This is a genomic window from Amphritea atlantica, from assembly GCF_024347255.1.
Lineage (GTDB): Bacteria > Pseudomonadota > Gammaproteobacteria > Pseudomonadales > Balneatricaceae > Amphritea > Amphritea atlantica.
In genome coordinates this window covers 3,989,400-4,008,584 of the sequence record NZ_AP025284.1, presented here as the reverse complement: position 1 = coordinate 4,008,584, position 19,185 = coordinate 3,989,400, and the positions used below count along the sequence as shown (strand labels likewise).

The following is a 19,185-nucleotide window of genomic DNA, read 5'->3' as shown; positions in this document are numbered from 1 at the left end:
GCCGATGAGTTATCAGGTTGAAGCTCAGGCTGCTTATGTCCTGCATACCCGACCCTACCGGGAAACCAGCTTGCTGGTTGATCTTTTTACCCTCGAACAGGGCCGGGTCAGCGCGGTAGTCAAAGGTGGCCGCAGCCCCCGCTCCCGAATGCGGGCGATGATGCAGCCGTTTACGCCTTTACAGGTCAGTTGGCGCGGTCGCCATGAGCTGAAAACCCTGATTCAGGCAGAAGCGGTGGCGTCTCCCATGTTTCTCAAAGGCAGTGCACTGATCTGCGGTCTTTATGTGAATGAACTGCTTGAACGTCTGCTGCAACCCTCCGATCCCCACCCCCGGCTCTATGTCTATTACCAGTATGTGTTGAACGAACTGCTGGCAGCCAGTGACATCGAACTGGCATTGCGAACATTTGAACAACAGTTGTTGCAACAGCTGGGCTATCAGTTTGATGTTCAGCAGTGTCAGCCACAAGGCATATACCGGTATGATGGGACTCAGGGGTTTATCCCCGTGACACAGATAACGGATGCCCTGAAAGCTGTTTGTTTCAGCGGTGAGCAGTTACAGGGCATTGTTGCAGAACAGTATCATCTGCCGGAGATACGTCGGGCGGCGAAACGACTGATGCGCCTGGCGCTGGAAGCCCAGTTGGGTAGCAGACCGCTGCGTAGTCGGGAGCTGCTCCAGGGGTATGTGCCAAAGCGTATTATTCCCGAGTTATAGCGCGGCAAGCACCCTGTCATGTGAGGGGTAAATCGTTTCTCAAGTCTCTGGCCAGACTATTTCTCCGGGTGTGATTCTAGTAAGCTTGCATATCCGTTTCGCAATTTTTTATTCCTGTATTCAGAAGAGGTTAACCGTGGTAGAACCAAGCCGTTTGCTACTGGGTGTCAATATTGATCATATCGCAACCTTGCGTCAGGCCCGGGGCACCCGTTATCCCGATCCGGTGCAAGCCGCTGCGCTCGCCGAAGAAGCCGGTGCCGATGGCATCACCGTTCATCTGCGGGAGGACCGCCGTCATATTCAGGATCGCGATATCTATCTATTGGCTGAAACGTTGCAGACGCGGATGAATTTTGAGATGGCGGTGACCGATGAGATGATCGGTATCGCTGAAAAAGTACAGCCGGGACACGCCTGCCTGGTACCAGAAAAGCGTGAAGAGCTGACCACTGAGGGTGGTCTGGATGTGGTGGCGCAACTGACCCGGGTGAAATCGGCCTGTGACCGGCTGGCGGCTGCCGGCGTTGAGGTTTCCCTGTTTATCGATCCGGATAAGGGACAGATCGATGCGACGCTTGCGTGCGGTGCACCGGTGATCGAACTGCATACCGGTGCCTACGCTGACGCTGAGAGTGCCACGGAACAAAAAGCTGAACTGGCGCGAATCAGGGAAGCTGCTGCGTATGCTTTTAGCAAAGGGCTGATCGTCAATGCTGGTCATGGTCTCAATTATCATAATGTTGAGCAGATCGCAGAGATTCCGGAGATTAACGAACTGAATATCGGCCATGGCATTATCGCCCGGGCGGTGTTTGTTGGCCTGAAAGAGGCGATTGCGGAGATGCGTCGTCTGATGATGGAAACTCAGGTGCGGGTGCAATCTTTGCGGGACGCGGTGCGCCGATGATTATCGGTGTAGGCACCGATCTGCTGGATATCCGCCGTATCGGCAAGGCGCTGGAACGAACTCCGCGTCTTGCCGAGCGGATTCTGACACCACAGGAGCTGCAACAGTTTCACAGCTCCACTCAGCCGGTTAACTTTCTGGCCAAACGCTTTGCGGCAAAAGAGGCTGCGGTAAAAGCGCTGGGAACCGGTATCGGCCGGGGGATCAGCTGGCAACATTTTAATATCGTCTACGATACATCAGGTCGTCCATTGCTGGAGCTGAATGGTGGTGCGCTGGAGAAGGCCGGATTGTTGGGTGTGCGACAGATTCACCTCTCTTACAGTGATGAAACCGATCATATCGTTGCGTTTGCGGTGGCTGAGTCCTGAAGCAAAGCTGTATTTCATCTTTCACTCTCTCCTTCGATCTATTTTGATTGAGCTTTGATCTAACCCCCGGTACTATCTCGATTAATACTTTTGATATATAAAACTATTTTTTAATTCAATTAAGTTATAAATATATATTCTGATCGAAGACAGGCTGGTATGCAGGCTATGAGTATGAACTTTCCGACCATTGAAGATTATGTGGGTAACACGCCCCTGGTACGCCTGCAGCGGCTCGATGCTGGCCGCGGCAATACGGTGCTCTGTAAGCTGGAAGGAAATAACCCGGCTGGCTCGGTCAAAGACCGTCCGGCGCTGAGCATGATTCAGCTGGCTGAACAGCGGGGCCAGATAAAGCCCGGTGATACCCTGATCGAAGCAACCTCCGGAAATACCGGTATCGCTCTGGCGATGGCGGCGGCGATCAAGGGCTACAAGATGATACTGATTATGCCGGATAACAGCAGTGAGGAACGCAAAACCTCGATGACCGCTTATGGCGCTGAGCTGATTCCGGTAACCAAAGAGCAGGGGATGGAGGGAGCCCGTGATCTGGCGCTGCAGATGCAGGCAGAGGGTAAAGGGGTTGTGCTAGATCAGTTTGCCAATATGGATAATCCTGAAGCGCATTATCGTGGAACCGGGCCTGAGCTGTGGCAACAGACTGATGGACGGATAACCCATTTTGTCAGTTCTATGGGCACCACTGGAACGATTATGGGCACCTCCCGTTACCTCAAAGAGCAGAATCCGGCGGTTCAGATTGTCGGTTTACAGCCGGCCGAAGGGGCGGCAATTCCCGGTATCCGGCGCTGGCCAGAGGCGTATCTGCCAAAGATCTTTGATGCCTCCCGGGTGGATCGGGTGATCGATATCACTCAGGATGAAGCCGAACAAACCATGCGCGCCCTGGCCCGCGAGGAAGGTATCTTCTGCGGTGTTTCTTCCGGTGGTGCGGTTGCCGGGGCGTTACGCTTAGCCCGGGAAGTGGAAAACGCCATCATCGTGTGTATTATCTGTGACCGGGGTGATCGCTACCTGTCTACCGGTGTATTCAGCGGTTAACCCTATCGTTTGCTATCGGCAGTGACTCTGAGAAGCTCTGGCAATTGCCGGAGCTTTTTTATTGGCTGGCAAGTTTGTCAGAGGCGTCTAGACTTTGCTTGTATAAATTCGTTTTGTAAATGCCTATATAACAGTCAGATAAGCGATTTCAATATGAGCACCATAGCGCGTCAGGAATACCTGCAGCAGATTACCCAGCGACTGGTTCTGTTTACCGGCGTTGTGCTGACTATTTTATCCCTTACCCTGTATGGTTTTATCCGGCGTTCCTCCTGTGAGTTGCCGGATAGCTGCGAGCCGAGGTCTTATCTGGTGGTGCTGGTATTTGTAACCGGTCTGTTGGGTGGTTTTGTCAGCATTCAACAGCGTTTACCCTCTATCGCCCTCGATGAGCTGAAAGTACTGGCGGGTTCCTGGATATCGATCACACTGATACCGATAAACGGGGGGATCTTTGCCATCGTACTGATGCTGATGTTTGTCGGCCATATTGTTCAGGGGGCGCTTTTTCCGGCCTATCCCGCGCCGGGAGACTTTGTGATCAATGACGCGGAATCGTTCAATCGCTGGATAACCGGCGCTTACCCGGTGGATGGGGTGGAGGTGGCCAAGCTGCTGTTCTGGTCGTTTGTTGCAGGTTTCAGTGAGCGTCTGGTGCCGCAGATCATCAGACGCACATCGGATGAGTTAATGGCTGAGAAGAGGGAGGGCGAAAAAGAGGTTAATAAGCCCGAAAAAGAGCAGTAAAACCCGTTAATCAATACTCAGTGATTCCCGGGTTTATCACATTGCTCAGGTAGAGGCGGGTGTTTTACTTTTCAGAATATTCCCTGATGACATCACACATGCCAGACGTCAGTGTCTGCAGATCCTCATCGGACATCACATAAGGTGGCATGACATAAACCAGCTTACCAAACGGACGTATCCAGATCCCCCGGGCAACAAACAGTGGCTGAATATCCGCAGTCACGACTGGTTGCTTCATCTCCACCACGCCGATAGCTCCAAGGCAGCGGACTTCAGCCACAGAGTCCAGTTCAGCCAGGGGCGCCAGACCCTGTTTTAGCTGTTGTTCGATCCGGGCAATATTGCTTTGCCAGTCCGATTCGCGCAACAGTTTCAGGCTGGCGTTAGCCACCGCGCAGGCCAGCGGATTGCCCATGAATGTCGGGCCATGCATAAAGCAGCCTGCGCCACCGGCAGAGATAGTTTCGCCTATCCGGGTGGTGGTCAGGGTGGCGGCCAGGGTCATGTAGCCACCGGTAATCGCTTTGCCGAGACAGAGGATATCCGGTGAAATCCCTGCATGGTCACAGGCAAACAGCTTACCGCTGCGGCCAAAGCCGGTGGCAATTTCGTCGGCGATCAATAGCAGATCATAATCATCACAGAGCTGACGTGCTTTTTTCAGATACTCGGGATGGTAAAAACGCATCCCCCCAGCGCCCTGAACAATCGGTTCCAGGATCAGTGCGGCGATCTCGCCATGATGTTTAACAATCAGTTGTTCCAGCTCTGCGCAATCATTTTCATCCCAGGTCTGGCCATACCTGACTTGAGGGGCTGGGGCGAAAAACTGCTGCGGTAGCACGCCGCTGAATATCTCATGCATTCCGGTGACCGGATCACACACGGACATCGCGCCGAAAGTATCGCCATGATAACCGTTGCGAATAGTGAGCAGCTTATGTTTTTCGGGTTTGCCTTTGGCGTGCCAGTACTGAATCGCCATTTTCAAGGCAACTTCAACGGCAACCGAGCCGGAATCGGCCAGAAAAACTTTTTGCAGGGGTTCTGCCGTCATCTCCACTAACTGACGGCAGAGCTCTATCGCCGGCTCATGGGTCAGTCCACCAAACATGACATGAGATACCTTGTCGATCTGCGCATGAGCCGCTGCATTCAGCGTTGGGTTGCTATAACCATGAATCACCGACCACCAGGAGGCCATACCGTCGATCAGTTGCGTGCCATCGGCCAGTGTCAGCCGGACGCCCTCTGCAGAGACCACGGGATAAGCGGCCGGAGGGTTGATCATCGACGAGTAGGGATGCCAGATATGTTGCTGGTCAAAACGGATCTGCTCACTGGATATGCTCATGTGGATGCCCCGAAAAAGAAAGTTGTGGCCTGAACCAAAAACCGGGCTATTACAGCCCGGTTTTAAGCAGAATGCAAACCCGGCTGTTTATTCCGGCAGGCAGATCTCGTGACGAATCACCGCCAGTAGTGTGCGCAGGAATAGCAGGACGATAACCACCGTGGCAAGACTCACCAGCAGCAGAGCCAGATAGTAGTAAAAAGGTTGCCCCAGTGTGACATACATCAGCTGTGCAGCAATAGCGGATGCCGCCAGCGGGAAAGAGTAAGCCCACCAGGAAAGAAAGAACCTGATTCGGGTGAAGCGGGGCAGTTGGCTGAGCAGCAGGACAATCAGAAACATAGCTGAATAGAACAGAATGCGGGCAAAATTATCCAGTTCCCCGTTGAGTTTCATATAGGAGATAAACCCGACAGCGGGGGGCGCTATCAGGATAAACATCGTGGGGAGCAGTTTTTCTGGCATTGGATCATGGAACATCATCCGGTTCAGCACCAGAGTCTTGAGCACAATCCAGTAGATGACGCCGATGGAGAAAAAGAACCAACTGAGTTCAGTATAGCCATGTTCGACCCCGGCAATTGGCACCAGAATGTTACCGACAATGGGAATAAACCAGGATGGCGTCATATGGATCACCTGGAATTTGATGTGGTGAATCCACTGGTTCAATACATAAACGGTCAGTATCAGTTGCAGGGCTGTGCCCGTACTCCAGAGTATAAATGACAGGTTTTCAGATATCCCCAGCGTTGCCACACTCATCAAAATCAGGTTAATACTGAATGCAGGAAAAAAGCTGAGTTTGATTGGATGTTGAAACTCCGCGATGACGGCGGGCGTTTTCAGCATGATTTTCATCAGATAGATCAACGCCAGAATCAGGAACAGACAGGCTGTCAGGGTCAGTAGAAGTTGGCCGATGATGGCAGGAGCTGCAAATACCTTGCTTGCTTTTTCCCACACCAGTGTCAGTCCGGTCATACCCATAATCATCGCAAAGAAGGTGATTGGAAAGTGCTCCAGCCTTGAAGCTGAAGTTTGCTCTGACAAGTTGTTCATAGCGTGAAACCCCGGAGATGCTCTTAAAATTAGAAACTTCTAATATAGTAAATTATTCAAAATCTAAAATCGAATTAATTTTCTCCAGTCTTTCAGCACGGTTTCAGATTGCAATCTTATAGTGGTCTCAACTTCAAAGGGGGCGTGAATTGAGGTCAGCAGGACCAGACCCCGTACGTTTACTTTGTACCCTTTTTTAGCAGCGCTCAGCGCTGCTTTCTTTCGTCTGTTATCTGAGCGGAGCACTATGATTGATCAATAGAGATGTCACTCACCTGAACCTCTGTGTCACTGATTGTCCAGCGAATATTAAGGTCATGCAGGCGGATGCCATACTCCCGTTGTTGCGGATTGTTTTTGTGATAGGCCGGGCGGGGATCACACAGTAACACCTCTTCAATCTGTTGTTGCAACGGTTGCTTTAACCGGGTGCTATGTTGCTCCAGCGCGATACTGGCTGGCGCGGAATATGTGACCGGCAGATCCAGCGTTTCGATCTGGCTGGCCAGCTCGAAACTGGCATCCCCTATGATGTCGGCATAGGGCAGATAGGGCTTAATATCAATGATCGGCGTCTGATCCAGCAGATCCGCACCACTGACATCGATAAATACCTGAGTCTCTTCAATACGTATCCTGTCTAACTTCACTGGTGATAAGCCCACCGGGTTGGGCCGGAAAGGGGATCTGGAGGCCAGCACCCCCAGCTTTTCGTTGCCGCCGAGCCTCGGCGGACGTACCAGCGGTGACCAGCCTTTGCCCACGCAGGCGCTGAATATAAACAGCAGCCAGATATGGCTGCACTGCTCCAGCCCACGCACCGCATCGGCGCTGTTGTAGGGGGGCAACAGCTCAATCGTGGCGCTCATCGAACGGGCCAGACCCGGCTGCCGGGGAATGCCAAACTTTTCTTTATAGCCGCTGTGGATAATCGCTATCGGTTCGAAGGTAATGGTGGAGTTCATTTTCAGAAATCATCTGCCGGTGGAAAATGGTTGCCCGATCGATGCTGTGACCGGGCATGGGTGTATAACGGCTATTGTGCCCGCTACTCTAACTGGCTGTCACCGGTTGATCTGCTGACTTGTCGGCATTTTTATCCTCTGGTTCTGCTTCAGTGATCGAAATTTTCGACTCCTCTTCAGGTTCTGACTCTTCTGCATGGTGGATGATCGGCGAGCGATGTTCGACCGGGCTCAGACTGCTCCAGTAACGGGAACTTTTCTCTGCCTGCAGTCCGAGCCGGTGGATATGGCTGAGTGAATCCAGCAGATTAGTGCCTTCGTCGGGACTGAGGCGTCCCTCGATCATCGCTTCAAGAATATGTTGTTTGATCTTTTGATATTTCTTTTCCAGTTTGAACAGAACTTTACGGGTATCGGCGGAGGATTGGTATGCTTCATCGTCAATCACCGCCGCATTCAGCATCTTATTGGTGATCTTCTTCAGCTCATAGATATCTTTCTGGGTGTTGCTGTCACTGATCTGATTGAACCGTTCGCTGTATTCAACAATCAACCCGGAAAGCCGGGCCATCTCATTAAAATAGCGGGCGACCCGCATCGCGCTGGGCAGGATTTGTGAGATCTCTTCACTGAGCGGCTGTTGTCCCAGTTTCTGACTGAATGTGCCGATTTCGATAATCAGCTTATTGATAATCAGCGACTGCGATCTGATATGCGGGCTATCCGATAGTTCTGCGCTAAGGGACTGCTTTGCAAGGGTGGATGCCATACGGCTGACACGGCTTAACTCCCGGGTCATCGCTTCAATGGCCAGCGGTGGGGTTTCGAGAATATTTTTATCCAGAAAGCGGGCTTTGGCCTGGTCTTCATCGCCACGACGGAAGCGGGTCTCCAGAAACGCCACCATCGGCGTGGTAACAGGCCACATAATGATCACCCCAACTACATTGAACAGGGTGTGAAACAGCGCCAGCAGGATCACCATATCGACAGTCTGATTGAGGTTTGAACGGTTGATAACCCCCGCCAGGCTGATCAGCAGCAGCAGGCCAACCGCGCCGGTTATCAGGTTAAAGAAAACATGGGCACAGGCGATCCGTTTGGCGTTCGAGGTTGCGCCGATAACGGAGAGTGCAGCGGTGGACGTGGTTCCCAGGTTTGCTCCGATCACCAAAGCGCCTGCGGCGGCCAGAGGAATAGCTCCCGTTGATGCCATGGAAAGTGTGATTGCCATCGCCGCACTGGATGACTGAATCAGCACTGTCATAACAAAGCCCGCCAGAACAAACAGCGCCAGTCCATAACTGGTAGCCCCTATCGTTTCAAAAGGGATGCTGTTTTCCAGCCCATGAAAGGTGCCTTTGAGAAACGAGAGACCAATGAAAAACAGTCCAAATCCCGTCAGGCTGGTGCCCATATGTGCATAGCGTTTTTCGCCGCCGATGAGAGACATCACCACTCCCAGACCGATCATTGGCAGGGCAAAAGCGCTGATTTTAAAATTAAAGCCGATGGTGGCAACCAGCCAGCCGGTCATGGTGGTGCCGATATTACAGCCATAGATAACGGCCACGGATTGACCCAGATTCAGCAAACCTGCGTTGACAAAACCGATGGTGGCAACGGTCACTGCGCTGGATGACTGCACCAGCGCGGTAATTGCCGTGCCAGATATCAGCCCCCGGATTCGCGATCGGGTAGCCGCTTCAAGGGCTTTGCGAAGTGTCTGGCCAGCGGCACGTTTAAGACCGTTGGTCATCAGTTGCATACCGAGCAGAAAGAGGCCCAGGCCTCCGATCAGGTCACCAATATTGCTCAGATCCATTGCGGACTCCTTACGGCAGCATAACAGGCAAGGTTGTTATTTTTTAATGATATAACTGGAAACAGATAAACATAAGGTTTTGATTAAACAATAATAAAAGCCCTATTTCAGTATAAATGCAACTCTTTTGCGGTGCGCGCGATGACCCAGATATATACCCGATGGCAGCCTGCTGCTTTGAGTTCCCGACTAATCTCAGCAGCTGTTGTACCGGTGGTCATCACATCGTCGACGATTGCGATAGAGGAGGGGGGCGAGCCACAGCACTGAAAGCTGTTGCGCAGGTTTTTCCGGCGGGCTTTACGATCCAGTTCAGCCTGATGTGGCGTGTTGTCTGTTTTGATCAGCAGACGATTACTAAAGGGAATATCCAGGTTGCGGGCGATTCTTTTAGCCAGCAGAGCCGCCTGGTTATACTGTCTCTCCTGTAACCGTTTAGGGTGCAGAGGGACCGGAATAACGAGTTCTGGCAGGGGAGTATTCTGCAGCTGCAGACTGAGCAATTCTGCCAATGGGTTCAGCAGATGAGGCCGATGATTGAACTTGGCCAGTTGAATCAGCTGATCAATAGGAAAACGGTATTCAAAGGGGGCTATCACCTGTTCAAACGGTGGCGGTTTTTTCTGGCATTGAGGACAGATGAGGTGCGGCAGCTGGGCACTGCTAAGTGGGTTGGCGCAACGCTGACAGGCATTGCCGATCCAGGGAAGGTCAGTCAGGCAGTCATCGCAGATCCGGGTTTGCGAAATAGCCTGCTGGCTGCACAAGACACAACGTCTATTTAGATTAAATTTTAACCAGTTGTTTTTATATTTTGTAAACATAGGTTGACAGATCCTTCTGTCAGATTAAAATTAGCCTTTCATTAAATCCCTTTCTTTGCGATCTAATCAATACAGGATAGACACGGCGATGCAACAACACCAGACAGAGATCCGACACGACTGGAGCGAGCAGGAAGTACAGGCGCTGTTCGATCTGCCATTTAACGACCTGTTGTTTCAGGCTCAACTGGTGCATCGACAGAACTTCAATCCCAATGAAGTGCAGGTGAGCACTCTGCTGTCGATTAAAACGGGTGCCTGCCCTGAAGATTGTAAGTACTGCCCGCAGAGTGGCCACTACAATACCGGTCTTGAGAAAGAGCGACTGATGCAGGTTGAAGCGGTGCTGGAAAAGGCGAAAAAAGCCAAAGAAACCGGTTCAACCCGCTTTTGTATGGGGGCTGCCTGGAAACATCCTGCCGATAAAGATATGCCCTATGTGATCGAGATGGTTAAAGGGGTGAAAGCGCTGGGTCTGGAAACCTGTATGACCCTGGGGATGCTGGATGAAGATAAGGCCGGTCAACTGGCGGAAGCCGGGCTGGATTACTACAACCATAACCTGGATACATCGCCAGAGTTTTACGACAAAATCATTACCACCCGTACCTATCAGGACCGTCTTGATACCCTGCACCATGTGCGTGAATCTGGTATGAAAATCTGTTCCGGTGGTATTCTGGGGATGGGTGAAACGGCCAATGATCGCATCGGTCTGTTGCGCCAGTTGGCGAATCTGCCAATTCAGCCGGAAAGTGTGCCGATCAATATGCTGGTAAAAGTCAAAGGCACACCGCTGGAAAACGCGGATGATCTGGATAATCTGGACTTTATCCGTACCATCGCCGTAGCCCGTATCATGATGCCTAAGTCCCATGTTCGTCTCTCTGCCGGGCGTGAAAGCATGAGTGATGAGATGCAGGCGATGACCTTTATGGCCGGTGCCAACTCGATCTTCTATGGTGAATGCCTGCTGACCACGCCGAACCCGGAAACCCATCGTGACCTGCAGCTGTTTAAACGCCTGGGGATCAACCCTGAACAACGGATCTCCGAAACGGATGAGACTCAGGAACAGGCGATCATCAACGATCTGCAAAAACAGAAAGATGAGTCGTTCTTCTACGAAGCCTGATTCTCTCTACCCGCCGGGCTGTCACTGACAGTCCAACAAGGATCTGACCATGTCTTTTGATCAGTTGGGCGCTGAACTGCAGGCGCGTAAAAAACAGTCTCTCTACCGTCAGCGTCGCATTCTACAAAGCCCTCAGGCTCCGGAAGTGATCGTGGATGGCAAAGCCTGCCTGGCGTTCTGTTCCAATGACTATCTGGGGCTGGCAAATCACCCAGATGTGATTGCCGCCCTGAAACAGGGGGCCGACCACTATGGTGTTGGTGGTGGCGCTTCCCATCTGGTGAATGGTCACAGTCAGGCGCATCATGCGCTGGAAGAGGAACTTGCCGAGTTTACCGGGCGTCCCCGTGCATTGCTGTTCTCGACCGGTTATATGGCTAATATCGGAGCAGTTAACGCGCTGCTGGATAAACGGGATGCGGTGTTTCAGGACCGGGTCAATCATGCTTCGTTGCTGGATGCAGGACTGCTCAGCGGCGCCCGTTTTCAGCGTTTTCTGCATAACGATGCCGATAATCTCGATAGCCGCCTGCAACGGACCGAAGCCCGCCGCAAACTGGTGGTCTGTGATGGTGTCTTCAGTATGGATGGTGATCTGGCCGAGCTGCCGGCGATCTGTCAAACCTCCGCTGCCCATAATGCCTGGGTAATGGTCGATGATGCCCACGGTTTTGGCTGTATCGGTCAACAGGGGCGCGGTACGGTCGATCACTTTGATCTTGGCAGTGATCAGGTACAGGTATTAGTTGGCACACTGGGCAAAGCCTTCGGCACCTCCGGTGCCTTTGTCGCTGGGTCTGAAGAGCTGATAGAAACCCTGATTCAGCATGCCCGCACCTATATTTATACCACCAGTATGTCACCGGCGATCGCCTCTGCAACCCGTGCCAGTCTGAAGCTGCTGCAACAGGAAGAGTGGCGTCGGGAAAAACTTAACCATCTGATTCAGCGCTTTCGCAGTGGTTGCGAGCAGTTGGGGCTGCCGCTGATGGCCTCGCCGACGCCGATTCAGCCGATTCTGGTGGGGGAGGCTGACCGGGCGATGGCGATCAGTGCGGCACTGGAAGCGAAAGGGATCTTTATCGGTGCTATCCGACCGCCAACGGTGCCTCAGGGGGGCGCCCGGTTAAGGGTCACCATCAGCGCCAGCCATACCGATGAGCAGTTGGACCGGTTGCTGGATGCCCTGTCTGACGTGATGGCCAGATTGGAGGCGTGATGCTTTTTTGTCAACAGCATGGCAATCGTCAGGGACAACCACTGGTGCTGCTGCATGGCTGGGGGATGCACAGCGGTATCTGGCGGAGCTTGCTGCCGGAGCTTGAAGCAGATTACCAGATCACCCTGGTTGACCTGCCGGGACTGGGATACAGTAACGGCTGCTCACCATCGCCCTATCATCTGGATATGGTCACCGAACTGCTGGCCGGGGTTGCTCCGGACTCTGCTCACTGGCTGGGCTGGTCTTTAGGGGGGATCATCGCTATGGCGTTTGCCCAGCGTTATCCTGAGCGGGTCAGTGGGCTTATCACTCTGGGCAGCAGTCCCTGTTTTGTGGCGCGTGACGACTGGTCCTTTGGCATGGATGAAGCCACCTATCATCAGTTCGAGCAGGATCTGGCCGCCAATCCGGCAAAAACCCTGCAACGATTTAATATGCTTCAGGTGCAGGGCAGTAACACCGCCCGCAGCGACCTGAAAGTTCTGAAACAGGTCGTCTCAGAGGTGCAACCGACAGCCCCGGCGCTGATCGATTCACTGGCGTTGCTGCGGGACGATTATCGGGATCTGTTTCGCAACCCCCGTTTGCCGTTACTGCACCTGTTATGTCAGTTGGATACACTGGCGCCGGCAAGCATGTCCGATGCTGTCAGTGCACTGCAACCGGAGGCCAGAGTCGAAGTGCTGGCAGGATATTCCCATGTGGGGTTTCTATCCGCGCCCGGGTTACTGGCTGAAAAGATCCGGACCCTGCTGGTATGAGCGCACAGTTTCTCAAGCCTCAGATTGCTGAATCATTCAGCCGGGCGGCGGTGAGCTATGACAGTGTTGCCCAGTTGCAACGTCGGATCGGTCACCGGCTCCTGAACCAGATGACCTCAACCTCAGCGGATGTCGTCATGGATCTGGGGTGCGGCACCGGCTATTTTGCTCCGTTGCTGACAGAACAGCTCAGGCCGCAGCAACTGATCTGCCTTGATCTGGCCCAGGGGATGCTTGAGTATGCCCGACAGACCCGGGTTACCCCCAATACCCTGTGGCTCTGTGGTGATGCGGAAAATCTGCCGTTAGCGGATAATTCGGTTGAGCTGATTTTTTCCTCTCTGGCGATTCAGTGGTGTGAGGAGCTTCCTGCTTTATTCAGTGAGGTCGCCCGGGTGCTGAAACCTGGCGGGCACTTTCTGTTCAGTACGTTGGGGCCGGATACTCTGTTTGAGTTGCGTGAAGCCTGGTCTGAGGTCGATCAGTATCAGCATGTTAACCGGTTTATCAGCTTTACCGACCTGCAGCGCAGTGCGGAGCCCTATCTGCAACAGCTGAGTCTCACGGAGACACCGGAGCTATTGCTGTATGACGAGCTGCGGGGACTAACCTCTGAGCTGAAAGGGATCGGTGCGCACAATATCAGTGCCGGGCGGCAGAATGGTCTGACAGGAAAGGCACGTATCATGGCTTTTAAGCAGGCTTATGAACGGTTTCGCCGCGCGGACGGTCAGCTACCGGCGACTTATCAGGTGTTTTACGGCGATTTTATGAAGGGATAGGCGAAATGGCTAAACGTACGTTTTTTGTGGCAGGCACCGACACCGATGTAGGTAAAACGCTGATCTCAACCGGCTTGCTGGAAGCGGCTAATCAGCGCGGGCTGTCAACGGTTGCGGTGAAACCGATCGCGGCCGGTTGTGAGCAGACCGAAGCCGGGTTGCGTAACAGCGATGCCCTGCAACTGCAGCAGGCCGCGTCGATAAAACTGAGCTATGAACAGGTTAACCCGATTTCGCTGGAGCCACCGATAGCACCCCATATTGCCGCCCAACAAGCGGGACGACGACTGGATGCAGACCGGATTGCGGCGCTGTGTCGCGGTGTTATGATGCAGCCTGCTGATTTTATGGTTATTGAGGGGGCGGGTGGTTGGCGAGTGCCTCTTAATCACCGCCAGACGCTCGCTGATGTTCCGAAACTATTGCATACTCCCGTGATTCTGGTCGTGGGGATGAAGCTGGGGTGTATCAGCCATACCCTGCTAACGGTGGAAGCGATTGTCAAAGATGGTTTACGGCTGGCAGGCTGGGTTGCCAACCGGGCAGAGCCGCAGATGAGCTGTTACAGTGAAAATCTGGAAACACTGAAATCGATGCTGTCCGCTCCCCTCCTGGGCGAAGTACCTCATATTGAGGACATTACTGCTCAGAATGTGGCCAAATATATTGATTTGGCGCCTCTGCTCGCTGATCAATAAATGAACTATGGCCGAATCTGGTTTATACTAGCGCTAAGTGAAATTTTATGACGACAGAATCTGTCGGCCTGACTGAAAGGACGTCAGCAGACTGGCCAATTATTTAGCGGGTGTTTTATGAATGTTACTTCAGCATTGAGTACAGGTGTTCTGGGGATAAACCGGGGGCTAGATGGGGTTCAAAAAGCTGCATCTGATATTGCCGGTGCGGGAAAAACCAATACCCCTGAAGAGGCTACAGGTAAAGATCTCAACGAATCTCTGGAAAATCTGGCCGTTGAGAAAAATGCCGTGGCGGCTTCCACTAAGGTGGTGCAGTCAGTAGATGAGACCCTGGGTACACTGATCGATATTCGTGCCTGACCGCTATATTGCGTTGCCGGGCACCGTGTTATCAACAGAGCAATATTTCCAGTAGTAAGGAGTCGGAGATAAAGTACAGGAGGTGAGAGTGATGCAGTTACAGATAACTGCGAATTCACTAACGCTGAATACAGATCAGTCACAGAGCCGTGCTGGCCGGAATCAATCTGCGGCCACGGGGACACTATTACCCGCCTCTGTCTCTGCCACCGCACCCCTCGAAACCTCACCTGTGTCACCCGTCATCCGATCTGTAGTACCGTCCTCTGCCGGTGCCTCCGTCGACCGCGAAACCGCAGAGAAACAGCCACTGGGCAATAAATCTGAATCCCGTGGTGAATCCGACTCCCCATCACAAACAGACTCGAAGAGTGAAGAGCAACAACTGCTGCGTGAACTGGCAGCCCGTGATCAGGAAGTGCGGCAGCATGAACTGAGCCATGCGGCTGCGGGTGGTCAGTATGCTGGTGCGCCAAGCTTTGAGTACCAACGGGGGCCTGACGGCCGCCTCTATGCGGTGGGAGGCGAGGTTAGCATCGATACCTCTCCTGTGCCGAATGATCCTGAAGCGACCCTGGAAAAAGCGCAAGTGATTCTCAGAGCAGCGTTGGCGGTGGCCGACCCTTCACCTCAGGATCGGGCAATTGCAGCCCGGGCGGCGGCGATGGCAAACGAAGCTCGGGCAGAGCTGGCCAGGCAGAATCAGCCATCAGACAACAGCAGTGACAGCCCTCGGGAGGCCGAGAAACTGCGTCAGGAACGCCGCACTGAAGAGTTGCAGCAACGCATTAAAGATCAGCAGGAGCAGAGTGATACCCGAACAGAAACGCTGCAGGACTTCAATAAGCAGCTTGAGGCGGTGAATCAGAAGTTTGCCGAAATTAACCAGCGGTTGATCGATGCCGGTGTATTTAAGAAACTCTTTGCCGAGGGGTTCATCTTTGATGAGCGAGCCTGAACAGGGCTGCGATTAAAATAGGTGAGCGTAGCGGTGTCATTTGTAACACGCAGAGTTCCATTTCCTGTCTGCCCCTGAACTTTGTTACCCCTTTACCAGTCATACCAACAGGTCATCTGCGTTTGCGTTTCGTTAAACTATAAAACACAGTCGGGCCTTGCTGTTTTAAATCCCATCTACCTATTTGTTACAGAGCAGGAAATGTATCCATGGCTAACATTAAGGTTACCTATTTTGATATCAATGGCGGACGGGCAGAGCCCATTCGTCTGGCATTGCACTGCCTTGGGCAGGATTTTGAAGATCATCGCTTTCAGTTCAGCGAGTTTGCAGAGATACGCAAAGGCACGCCTTTTGGGCAGGTTCCGGTTGTCGAACTGGATGGCGAGCAGATTACGCAGTCCAATGCGCTATGCCGTTATTTTGGTAAGCAGGCGGGTCTCTATCCTGAGGATGATTACCAGGCGCTGTTGTGTGATGAAGTGATGGATGTGGTCGAGGATATCAGTCATAAACTCTCAGCCACTATGACCATGACCGGAGAAACGCTGAAAAGCGCGCGTGAGCAGTTAGTGGCACCGTTGACCACCTATCTCAAATGGCTGGCTGCGCGCCTTACAAAACAGGGCGGGGAATACTTTGCCGATAACCGGTTAACCATCGCTGATCTGAAAGTGTTTGTGATGGTTCAGTGGCTGGGGTCTGGCATGCTGGATCATATCCCCACAACACTGATACAAGATACCGCCCCGGAACTACTTGCTCACCTTAATCGGGTGGCCAGCGATCCGAAGATAAAATCCTATTATGGATAGAGCGTGTTCAGCCTGGCAGGAGCGTGATGCCGTGCCGTTCGAACGCTATTAAATACGGGTACGATAACCACCGGCTGCAACTGAAAATAAAAAAGCACTGGCCTTACGGTCAGTGCTTTTTTCATGCCCCGCGAAAGGGCCGATGAGATCTTTAACGCGGTTATTTAATAAACAGCATCTCACGGTATTTAGGCAGAGGCCACAGGTCATCTGCAACCAGCGTTTCCAGTTTGTCAGCTGCTGCACGTACCTCATCCATCAGACCACGGACTTCGTCAGCCAGGAAGCTCATATGTGCTTCTGTGCTATCAAAGTGTTCTGACTCCAGTGCGGCGTTGAGCTTTTCAACGGAAGCCATCATCGCCGACGCGGTTTCAGCCACGGCACCGGCTGGTGAGTAGTCCAGCTGAATACCGGTAGAGGCGATCTGTGACAGGTATTTGATTGCCGCAGGATAGATCATCGTGGTGGCCATCTCCGCAACCAGTTTGGCTTCAACCTCAATCGACAACACATACTGCTCAGCATAGACTTCAAAACGACTGGCCAGTTCTACCGGTGTTAATACGCCGGTTTTGGAGAACAGTTCAATCACTTCTGGTGACTTAAATGCTGGCAGTGCGTCAGCCGTGGTTGGAATATTTTGCAAACCACGCTCTTCTACTGCTGCTTTGTGCCACTCAGCAGAGTAACCGTCACCACCGAATACGACATTACCGTGCAACTCCATCAGCTCTTTCAGAACAGCAAAAACCGCCACCGCTTTGTCTGAAGTTTTGCTCAGTTCGGTTTCAAGCTTTTCTGCAATCCACTCCAGAGAGTCTGCCAGCATAGTATTCATGGCGACCAGCGGGCCAGAAACCGACTGAGATGAACCAACCGCGCGGAACTCAAAGCGGTTACCGGTAAAGGCGAAAGGTGAAGTACGGTTACGGTCACCCGGATCACGTTCAAACTTCAGAATCTGTGACAGTCCCAGATCCATCTGGCCGCCAGTGGTCGGTACATGCAGCTCGCCCGTTTTAATATTGTCAAACACCTTCTCCAACTGACTACCGAGATAGACAGACAGGATAGCTGGAGGCGCTTCGTTGGCACCTAAACGATGATCATTGGCTGCTGAGGCGATCGCAGCGCGCAGAAGTGGTCCAAATTTGTGCACACCGCGAATCACTGCACCACAAAAGAGCAAAAAGTTAAGGTTCTCATTAGGCGTGCTGCCTGGGTCCAGCAGGTTACCCTGTGTGGCGTTACCAACAGACCAGTTAACATGCTTACCTGAACCGTTCACACCAGCGAAAGGTTTTTCATGCAGAAGACATATAAAGCCATGTTCTTTAGCGGTTTTTTTCAAAAGAGTCATCAGAAGCTGCTGGTGGTCAGAGGCAACATTAGCGGCTTCAAAGTAGGGTGCAATCTCAAACTGGCCGGGCGCAACTTCGTTATGGTGAGTCTTGGCGGGAATGCCCAAACGGTAGAGTTTATCCTCTAAATCCTGCATAAAGACCTGAACGCGTTCTGGGATTGCACCAAAATAGTGATCATCGAACTGCTGGCCTTTTGCTGGGGGAGCACCGAACAGTGTTCTGCCTGCTAACAGCAGGTCGGGGCGGGTGTTAGCAAACAGCTCGTCGACCAGGAAATATTCCTGCTCGGCACCACAGCTGGAGTTCAGTGGAGCAATCTCAGTTTCGCCCATCAGTGTTAGGACTTTTTTGGCTGCCTTGTCCATCGCTGCATTGGCGCGCAGCAGCGGAATTTTCTTATCCAGCGCTTCGCCAGTCCATGACATGAATACGCTTGGAATCATCAGCACAGCGCCGTTTGCGGTATGCATAATATAGGCAGGGCTGGTTGGGTCCCAAGCAGTATAGCCGCGGGCAGCGTTGGTCATACGCAGGCTGCCATTCGGGAAAGAAGAGCCGTCTGGCTCCCCTTTGATCAGTAAACTGCCGGTAAATTCGGTGATTGCGCCGCCATCTGAGTTGGTTACAACAAAACCGTCGTGTTTCTCTGCAGTCGCATTGGTCATTGGATAGAAGATGTGAGAGAAGAACTTGGCGCCTTTAGACATCGCCCAGTCTTTCATCGCAGCAGCAACAACGTCAGCAACGGCAGGGTCCAGCTCGGCACCGGTTTGTACCGTTTTCTTAATCGCTTTAAAGGCAGATTTTGAAAGGGATTCTTCCATCTGCTGTAAGCCAAATACATCGCACGCCCAGATCTCTTTCAGTGGAGCTGTCATTTCAGCTGCAAAAGGGTTTGCTCTGGTGATTTCATGGACTGCTTTAACGCGAGATTCATTTCCGCTCATTTACTACCCCTGGATATCCAAAATATTCTGGTGGACTATGGTTACTGCGGTCATGGAAACCCGGGTCACCAATAGCTGACAAGCTATTGGTTTTTATTACAGCAATAATCGAACCAGTTTTATCCATATTGGCTAATTTATACTGCGGCAGGAAGTAAATATTATAATCGCCTGGTCAGCCCTGTCTCGCTATGCTGTTCTTCCTTTTAGTTGTTTGTTTATTGATCTGTTGCGGTTCGTTTGTCGCTCAAAGAGAGTAGATTAAAGAGGTGGTAAAAACTGATCGG

At 52.4% G+C, this 19,185-nt stretch carries 19 protein-coding genes; 13 read left to right on the top strand and 6 right to left on the bottom strand.

Features of this window, described 5'->3' with window-relative positions; genetic code table 11:
* The first annotated feature begins 4 nt into the window (after window positions 1-4).
* The 5 genes from recO to OCU43_RS18565 all read left to right on the top strand — a co-directional run bounded on the left by recO (window position 5) and on the right by OCU43_RS18565 (window position 3,817).
* The gene (recO, locus tag OCU43_RS18585; RefSeq protein ID WP_091357839.1) at window positions 5-724 is read left to right on the top strand and encodes a DNA repair protein RecO; all 720 of its coding nucleotides are present in this window, start codon (window positions 5-7) and stop codon (window positions 722-724) included.
* Between the two features lie 136 nt (window positions 725-860).
* A complete protein-coding gene (gene pdxJ / locus OCU43_RS18580) occupies window positions 861-1,634 on the top strand; it encodes a pyridoxine 5'-phosphate synthase (RefSeq protein WP_091357835.1) in 774 nt (257 codons plus the stop codon).
* Window positions 1,631-2,005: a holo-ACP synthase gene (acpS, locus tag OCU43_RS18575; RefSeq protein ID WP_091357832.1), complete on the top strand. Its 375-nt coding sequence runs from the start codon at window positions 1,631-1,633 to the stop codon at window positions 2,003-2,005. Before pdxJ ends, acpS begins: the two co-directional genes overlap by 4 nt.
* A 168-nt stretch (window positions 2,006-2,173) precedes the next feature.
* The gene (gene cysM, locus OCU43_RS18570; RefSeq protein ID WP_091357934.1) at window positions 2,174-3,070 is read left to right on the top strand and encodes a cysteine synthase CysM; all 897 of its coding nucleotides are present in this window, start codon (window positions 2,174-2,176) and stop codon (window positions 3,068-3,070) included.
* A gap of 153 nt (window positions 3,071-3,223) precedes the next feature.
* Window positions 3,224-3,817 carry a hypothetical protein gene (locus OCU43_RS18565; RefSeq protein ID WP_091357828.1) on the top strand — a complete coding sequence of 198 codons (594 nt, stop codon included), beginning with the start codon at window positions 3,224-3,226 and terminating at the stop codon, window positions 3,815-3,817.
* 64 nt (window positions 3,818-3,881) lie between these two features.
* Here the strand turns inward: OCU43_RS18565 and bioA are convergent, their stop codons facing one another.
* From bioA to OCU43_RS18540, 5 genes are all read right to left on the bottom strand, one after another.
* Window positions 3,882-5,174 (bottom strand): adenosylmethionine--8-amino-7-oxononanoate transaminase, encoded by a 1,293-nt coding sequence (gene bioA, locus OCU43_RS18560; RefSeq protein ID WP_091357825.1) that lies wholly within the window; start codon window positions 5,172-5,174, stop codon window positions 3,882-3,884.
* Between the two features lie 87 nt (window positions 5,175-5,261).
* Window positions 5,262-6,236: an SLAC1 anion channel family protein gene (locus OCU43_RS18555; RefSeq protein ID WP_091357822.1), complete on the bottom strand. Its 975-nt coding sequence runs from the start codon at window positions 6,234-6,236 to the stop codon at window positions 5,262-5,264.
* 245 nt (window positions 6,237-6,481) lie between these two features.
* Window positions 6,482-7,201: a tRNA (N6-threonylcarbamoyladenosine(37)-N6)-methyltransferase TrmO gene (gene tsaA / locus OCU43_RS18550; protein ID WP_091357819.1), complete on the bottom strand. Its 720-nt coding sequence runs from the start codon at window positions 7,199-7,201 to the stop codon at window positions 6,482-6,484.
* A gap of 88 nt (window positions 7,202-7,289) precedes the next feature.
* Complete coding sequence (locus OCU43_RS18545) at window positions 7,290-9,026, bottom strand: Na/Pi cotransporter family protein (RefSeq protein WP_091357816.1); 1,737 nt, start codon at window positions 9,024-9,026, stop codon at window positions 7,290-7,292.
* A gap of 107 nt (window positions 9,027-9,133) precedes the next feature.
* A complete protein-coding gene (locus OCU43_RS18540) occupies window positions 9,134-9,850 on the bottom strand; it encodes a ComFC family protein (protein WP_091357813.1) in 717 nt (238 codons plus the stop codon).
* 88 nt (window positions 9,851-9,938) lie between these two features.
* Between OCU43_RS18540 and bioB the strand changes: the two genes are divergently transcribed.
* The 8 genes from bioB (at window position 9,939) to OCU43_RS18500 (ending at window position 16,584) form a co-directional block, all read left to right on the top strand.
* Entirely contained in the window at window positions 9,939-10,985 is a 1,047-nt protein-coding gene (bioB, locus tag OCU43_RS18535; protein ID WP_091357810.1) for a biotin synthase BioB, read from the top strand.
* A 49-nt stretch (window positions 10,986-11,034) separates the two neighbouring features.
* Complete coding sequence (gene bioF, locus OCU43_RS18530) at window positions 11,035-12,204, top strand: 8-amino-7-oxononanoate synthase (protein WP_091357806.1); 1,170 nt, start codon at window positions 11,035-11,037, stop codon at window positions 12,202-12,204.
* Entirely contained in the window at window positions 12,204-12,968 is a 765-nt protein-coding gene (locus OCU43_RS18525; RefSeq protein ID WP_091357803.1) for an alpha/beta fold hydrolase, read from the top strand. Before bioF ends, OCU43_RS18525 begins: the two co-directional genes overlap by 1 nt.
* On the top strand, window positions 12,965-13,750 hold the full coding sequence (bioC, locus tag OCU43_RS18520; protein WP_091357800.1) for a malonyl-ACP O-methyltransferase BioC: 786 nt from the start codon (window positions 12,965-12,967) through the stop codon (window positions 13,748-13,750). The genes OCU43_RS18525 and bioC overlap by 4 nt, the downstream gene beginning before the upstream one ends.
* A 5-nt stretch (window positions 13,751-13,755) precedes the next feature.
* Window positions 13,756-14,448 carry a dethiobiotin synthase gene (gene bioD, locus OCU43_RS18515; RefSeq protein ID WP_091357796.1) on the top strand — a complete coding sequence of 231 codons (693 nt, stop codon included), beginning with the start codon at window positions 13,756-13,758 and terminating at the stop codon, window positions 14,446-14,448.
* A gap of 117 nt (window positions 14,449-14,565) precedes the next feature.
* Window positions 14,566-14,811 carry a hypothetical protein gene (locus tag OCU43_RS18510; RefSeq protein WP_091357793.1) on the top strand — a complete coding sequence of 82 codons (246 nt, stop codon included), beginning with the start codon at window positions 14,566-14,568 and terminating at the stop codon, window positions 14,809-14,811.
* A 91-nt stretch (window positions 14,812-14,902) separates the two neighbouring features.
* Window positions 14,903-15,769, top strand: coding sequence for a putative metalloprotease CJM1_0395 family protein (locus OCU43_RS18505; protein ID WP_091357790.1), 867 nt, complete (start codon window positions 14,903-14,905; stop codon window positions 15,767-15,769).
* 209 nt (window positions 15,770-15,978) lie between these two features.
* Window positions 15,979-16,584, top strand: coding sequence for a glutathione S-transferase family protein (locus OCU43_RS18500; protein ID WP_091357787.1), 606 nt, complete (start codon window positions 15,979-15,981; stop codon window positions 16,582-16,584).
* Window positions 16,585-16,744: 160 nt separating this feature from the next.
* Here OCU43_RS18500 and OCU43_RS18495 read toward each other — a convergent pair whose 3' ends face one another.
* Window positions 16,745-18,898, bottom strand: coding sequence for a glutamine synthetase III family protein (locus OCU43_RS18495; RefSeq protein WP_091357784.1), 2,154 nt, complete (start codon window positions 18,896-18,898; stop codon window positions 16,745-16,747).
* Between the last annotated feature and the right edge of the window lie 287 nt (window positions 18,899-19,185).

Excerpts from the sequence above, each read along its gene's own strand:
- acpS (WP_091357832.1), top strand. The coding sequence starts at position 1,631 with ATGATTATCGGTGTAGGCACCGATCTGCTGGATATCCGCCGTATCGGC.
- bioA (WP_091357825.1), bottom strand. The coding sequence starts at position 5,174 with ATGAGCATATCCAGTGAGCAGATCCGTTTTGACCAGCAACATATCTGG.
- bioD (WP_091357796.1), top strand. The coding sequence starts at position 13,756 with ATGGCTAAACGTACGTTTTTTGTGGCAGGCACCGACACCGATGTAGGT.
- bioF (WP_091357806.1), top strand. The coding sequence starts at position 11,035 with ATGTCTTTTGATCAGTTGGGCGCTGAACTGCAGGCGCGTAAAAAACAG.
- OCU43_RS18565 (WP_091357828.1), top strand. The coding sequence starts at position 3,224 with ATGAGCACCATAGCGCGTCAGGAATACCTGCAGCAGATTACCCAGCGA.
- cysM (WP_091357934.1), top strand. The coding sequence starts at position 2,174 with ATGAGTATGAACTTTCCGACCATTGAAGATTATGTGGGTAACACGCCC.
- OCU43_RS18500 (WP_091357787.1), top strand. The coding sequence starts at position 15,979 with ATGGCTAACATTAAGGTTACCTATTTTGATATCAATGGCGGACGGGCA.
- recO (WP_091357839.1), top strand. The coding sequence starts at position 5 with ATGAGTTATCAGGTTGAAGCTCAGGCTGCTTATGTCCTGCATACCCGA.
- OCU43_RS18555 (WP_091357822.1), bottom strand. The coding sequence starts at position 6,236 with ATGAACAACTTGTCAGAGCAAACTTCAGCTTCAAGGCTGGAGCACTTT.
- OCU43_RS18510 (WP_091357793.1), top strand. The coding sequence starts at position 14,566 with ATGAATGTTACTTCAGCATTGAGTACAGGTGTTCTGGGGATAAACCGG.
- OCU43_RS18505 (WP_091357790.1), top strand. The coding sequence starts at position 14,903 with ATGCAGTTACAGATAACTGCGAATTCACTAACGCTGAATACAGATCAG.
- bioC (WP_091357800.1), top strand. The coding sequence starts at position 12,965 with ATGAGCGCACAGTTTCTCAAGCCTCAGATTGCTGAATCATTCAGCCGG.
- bioB (WP_091357810.1), top strand. The coding sequence starts at position 9,939 with ATGCAACAACACCAGACAGAGATCCGACACGACTGGAGCGAGCAGGAA.
- OCU43_RS18545 (WP_091357816.1), bottom strand. The coding sequence starts at position 9,026 with ATGGATCTGAGCAATATTGGTGACCTGATCGGAGGCCTGGGCCTCTTT.
- OCU43_RS18540 (WP_091357813.1), bottom strand. The coding sequence starts at position 9,850 with ATGTTTACAAAATATAAAAACAACTGGTTAAAATTTAATCTAAATAGA.
- OCU43_RS18525 (WP_091357803.1), top strand. The coding sequence starts at position 12,204 with ATGCTTTTTTGTCAACAGCATGGCAATCGTCAGGGACAACCACTGGTG.
- tsaA (WP_091357819.1), bottom strand. The coding sequence starts at position 7,201 with ATGAACTCCACCATTACCTTCGAACCGATAGCGATTATCCACAGCGGC.
- OCU43_RS18495 (WP_091357784.1), bottom strand. The coding sequence starts at position 18,898 with ATGAGCGGAAATGAATCTCGCGTTAAAGCAGTCCATGAAATCACCAGA.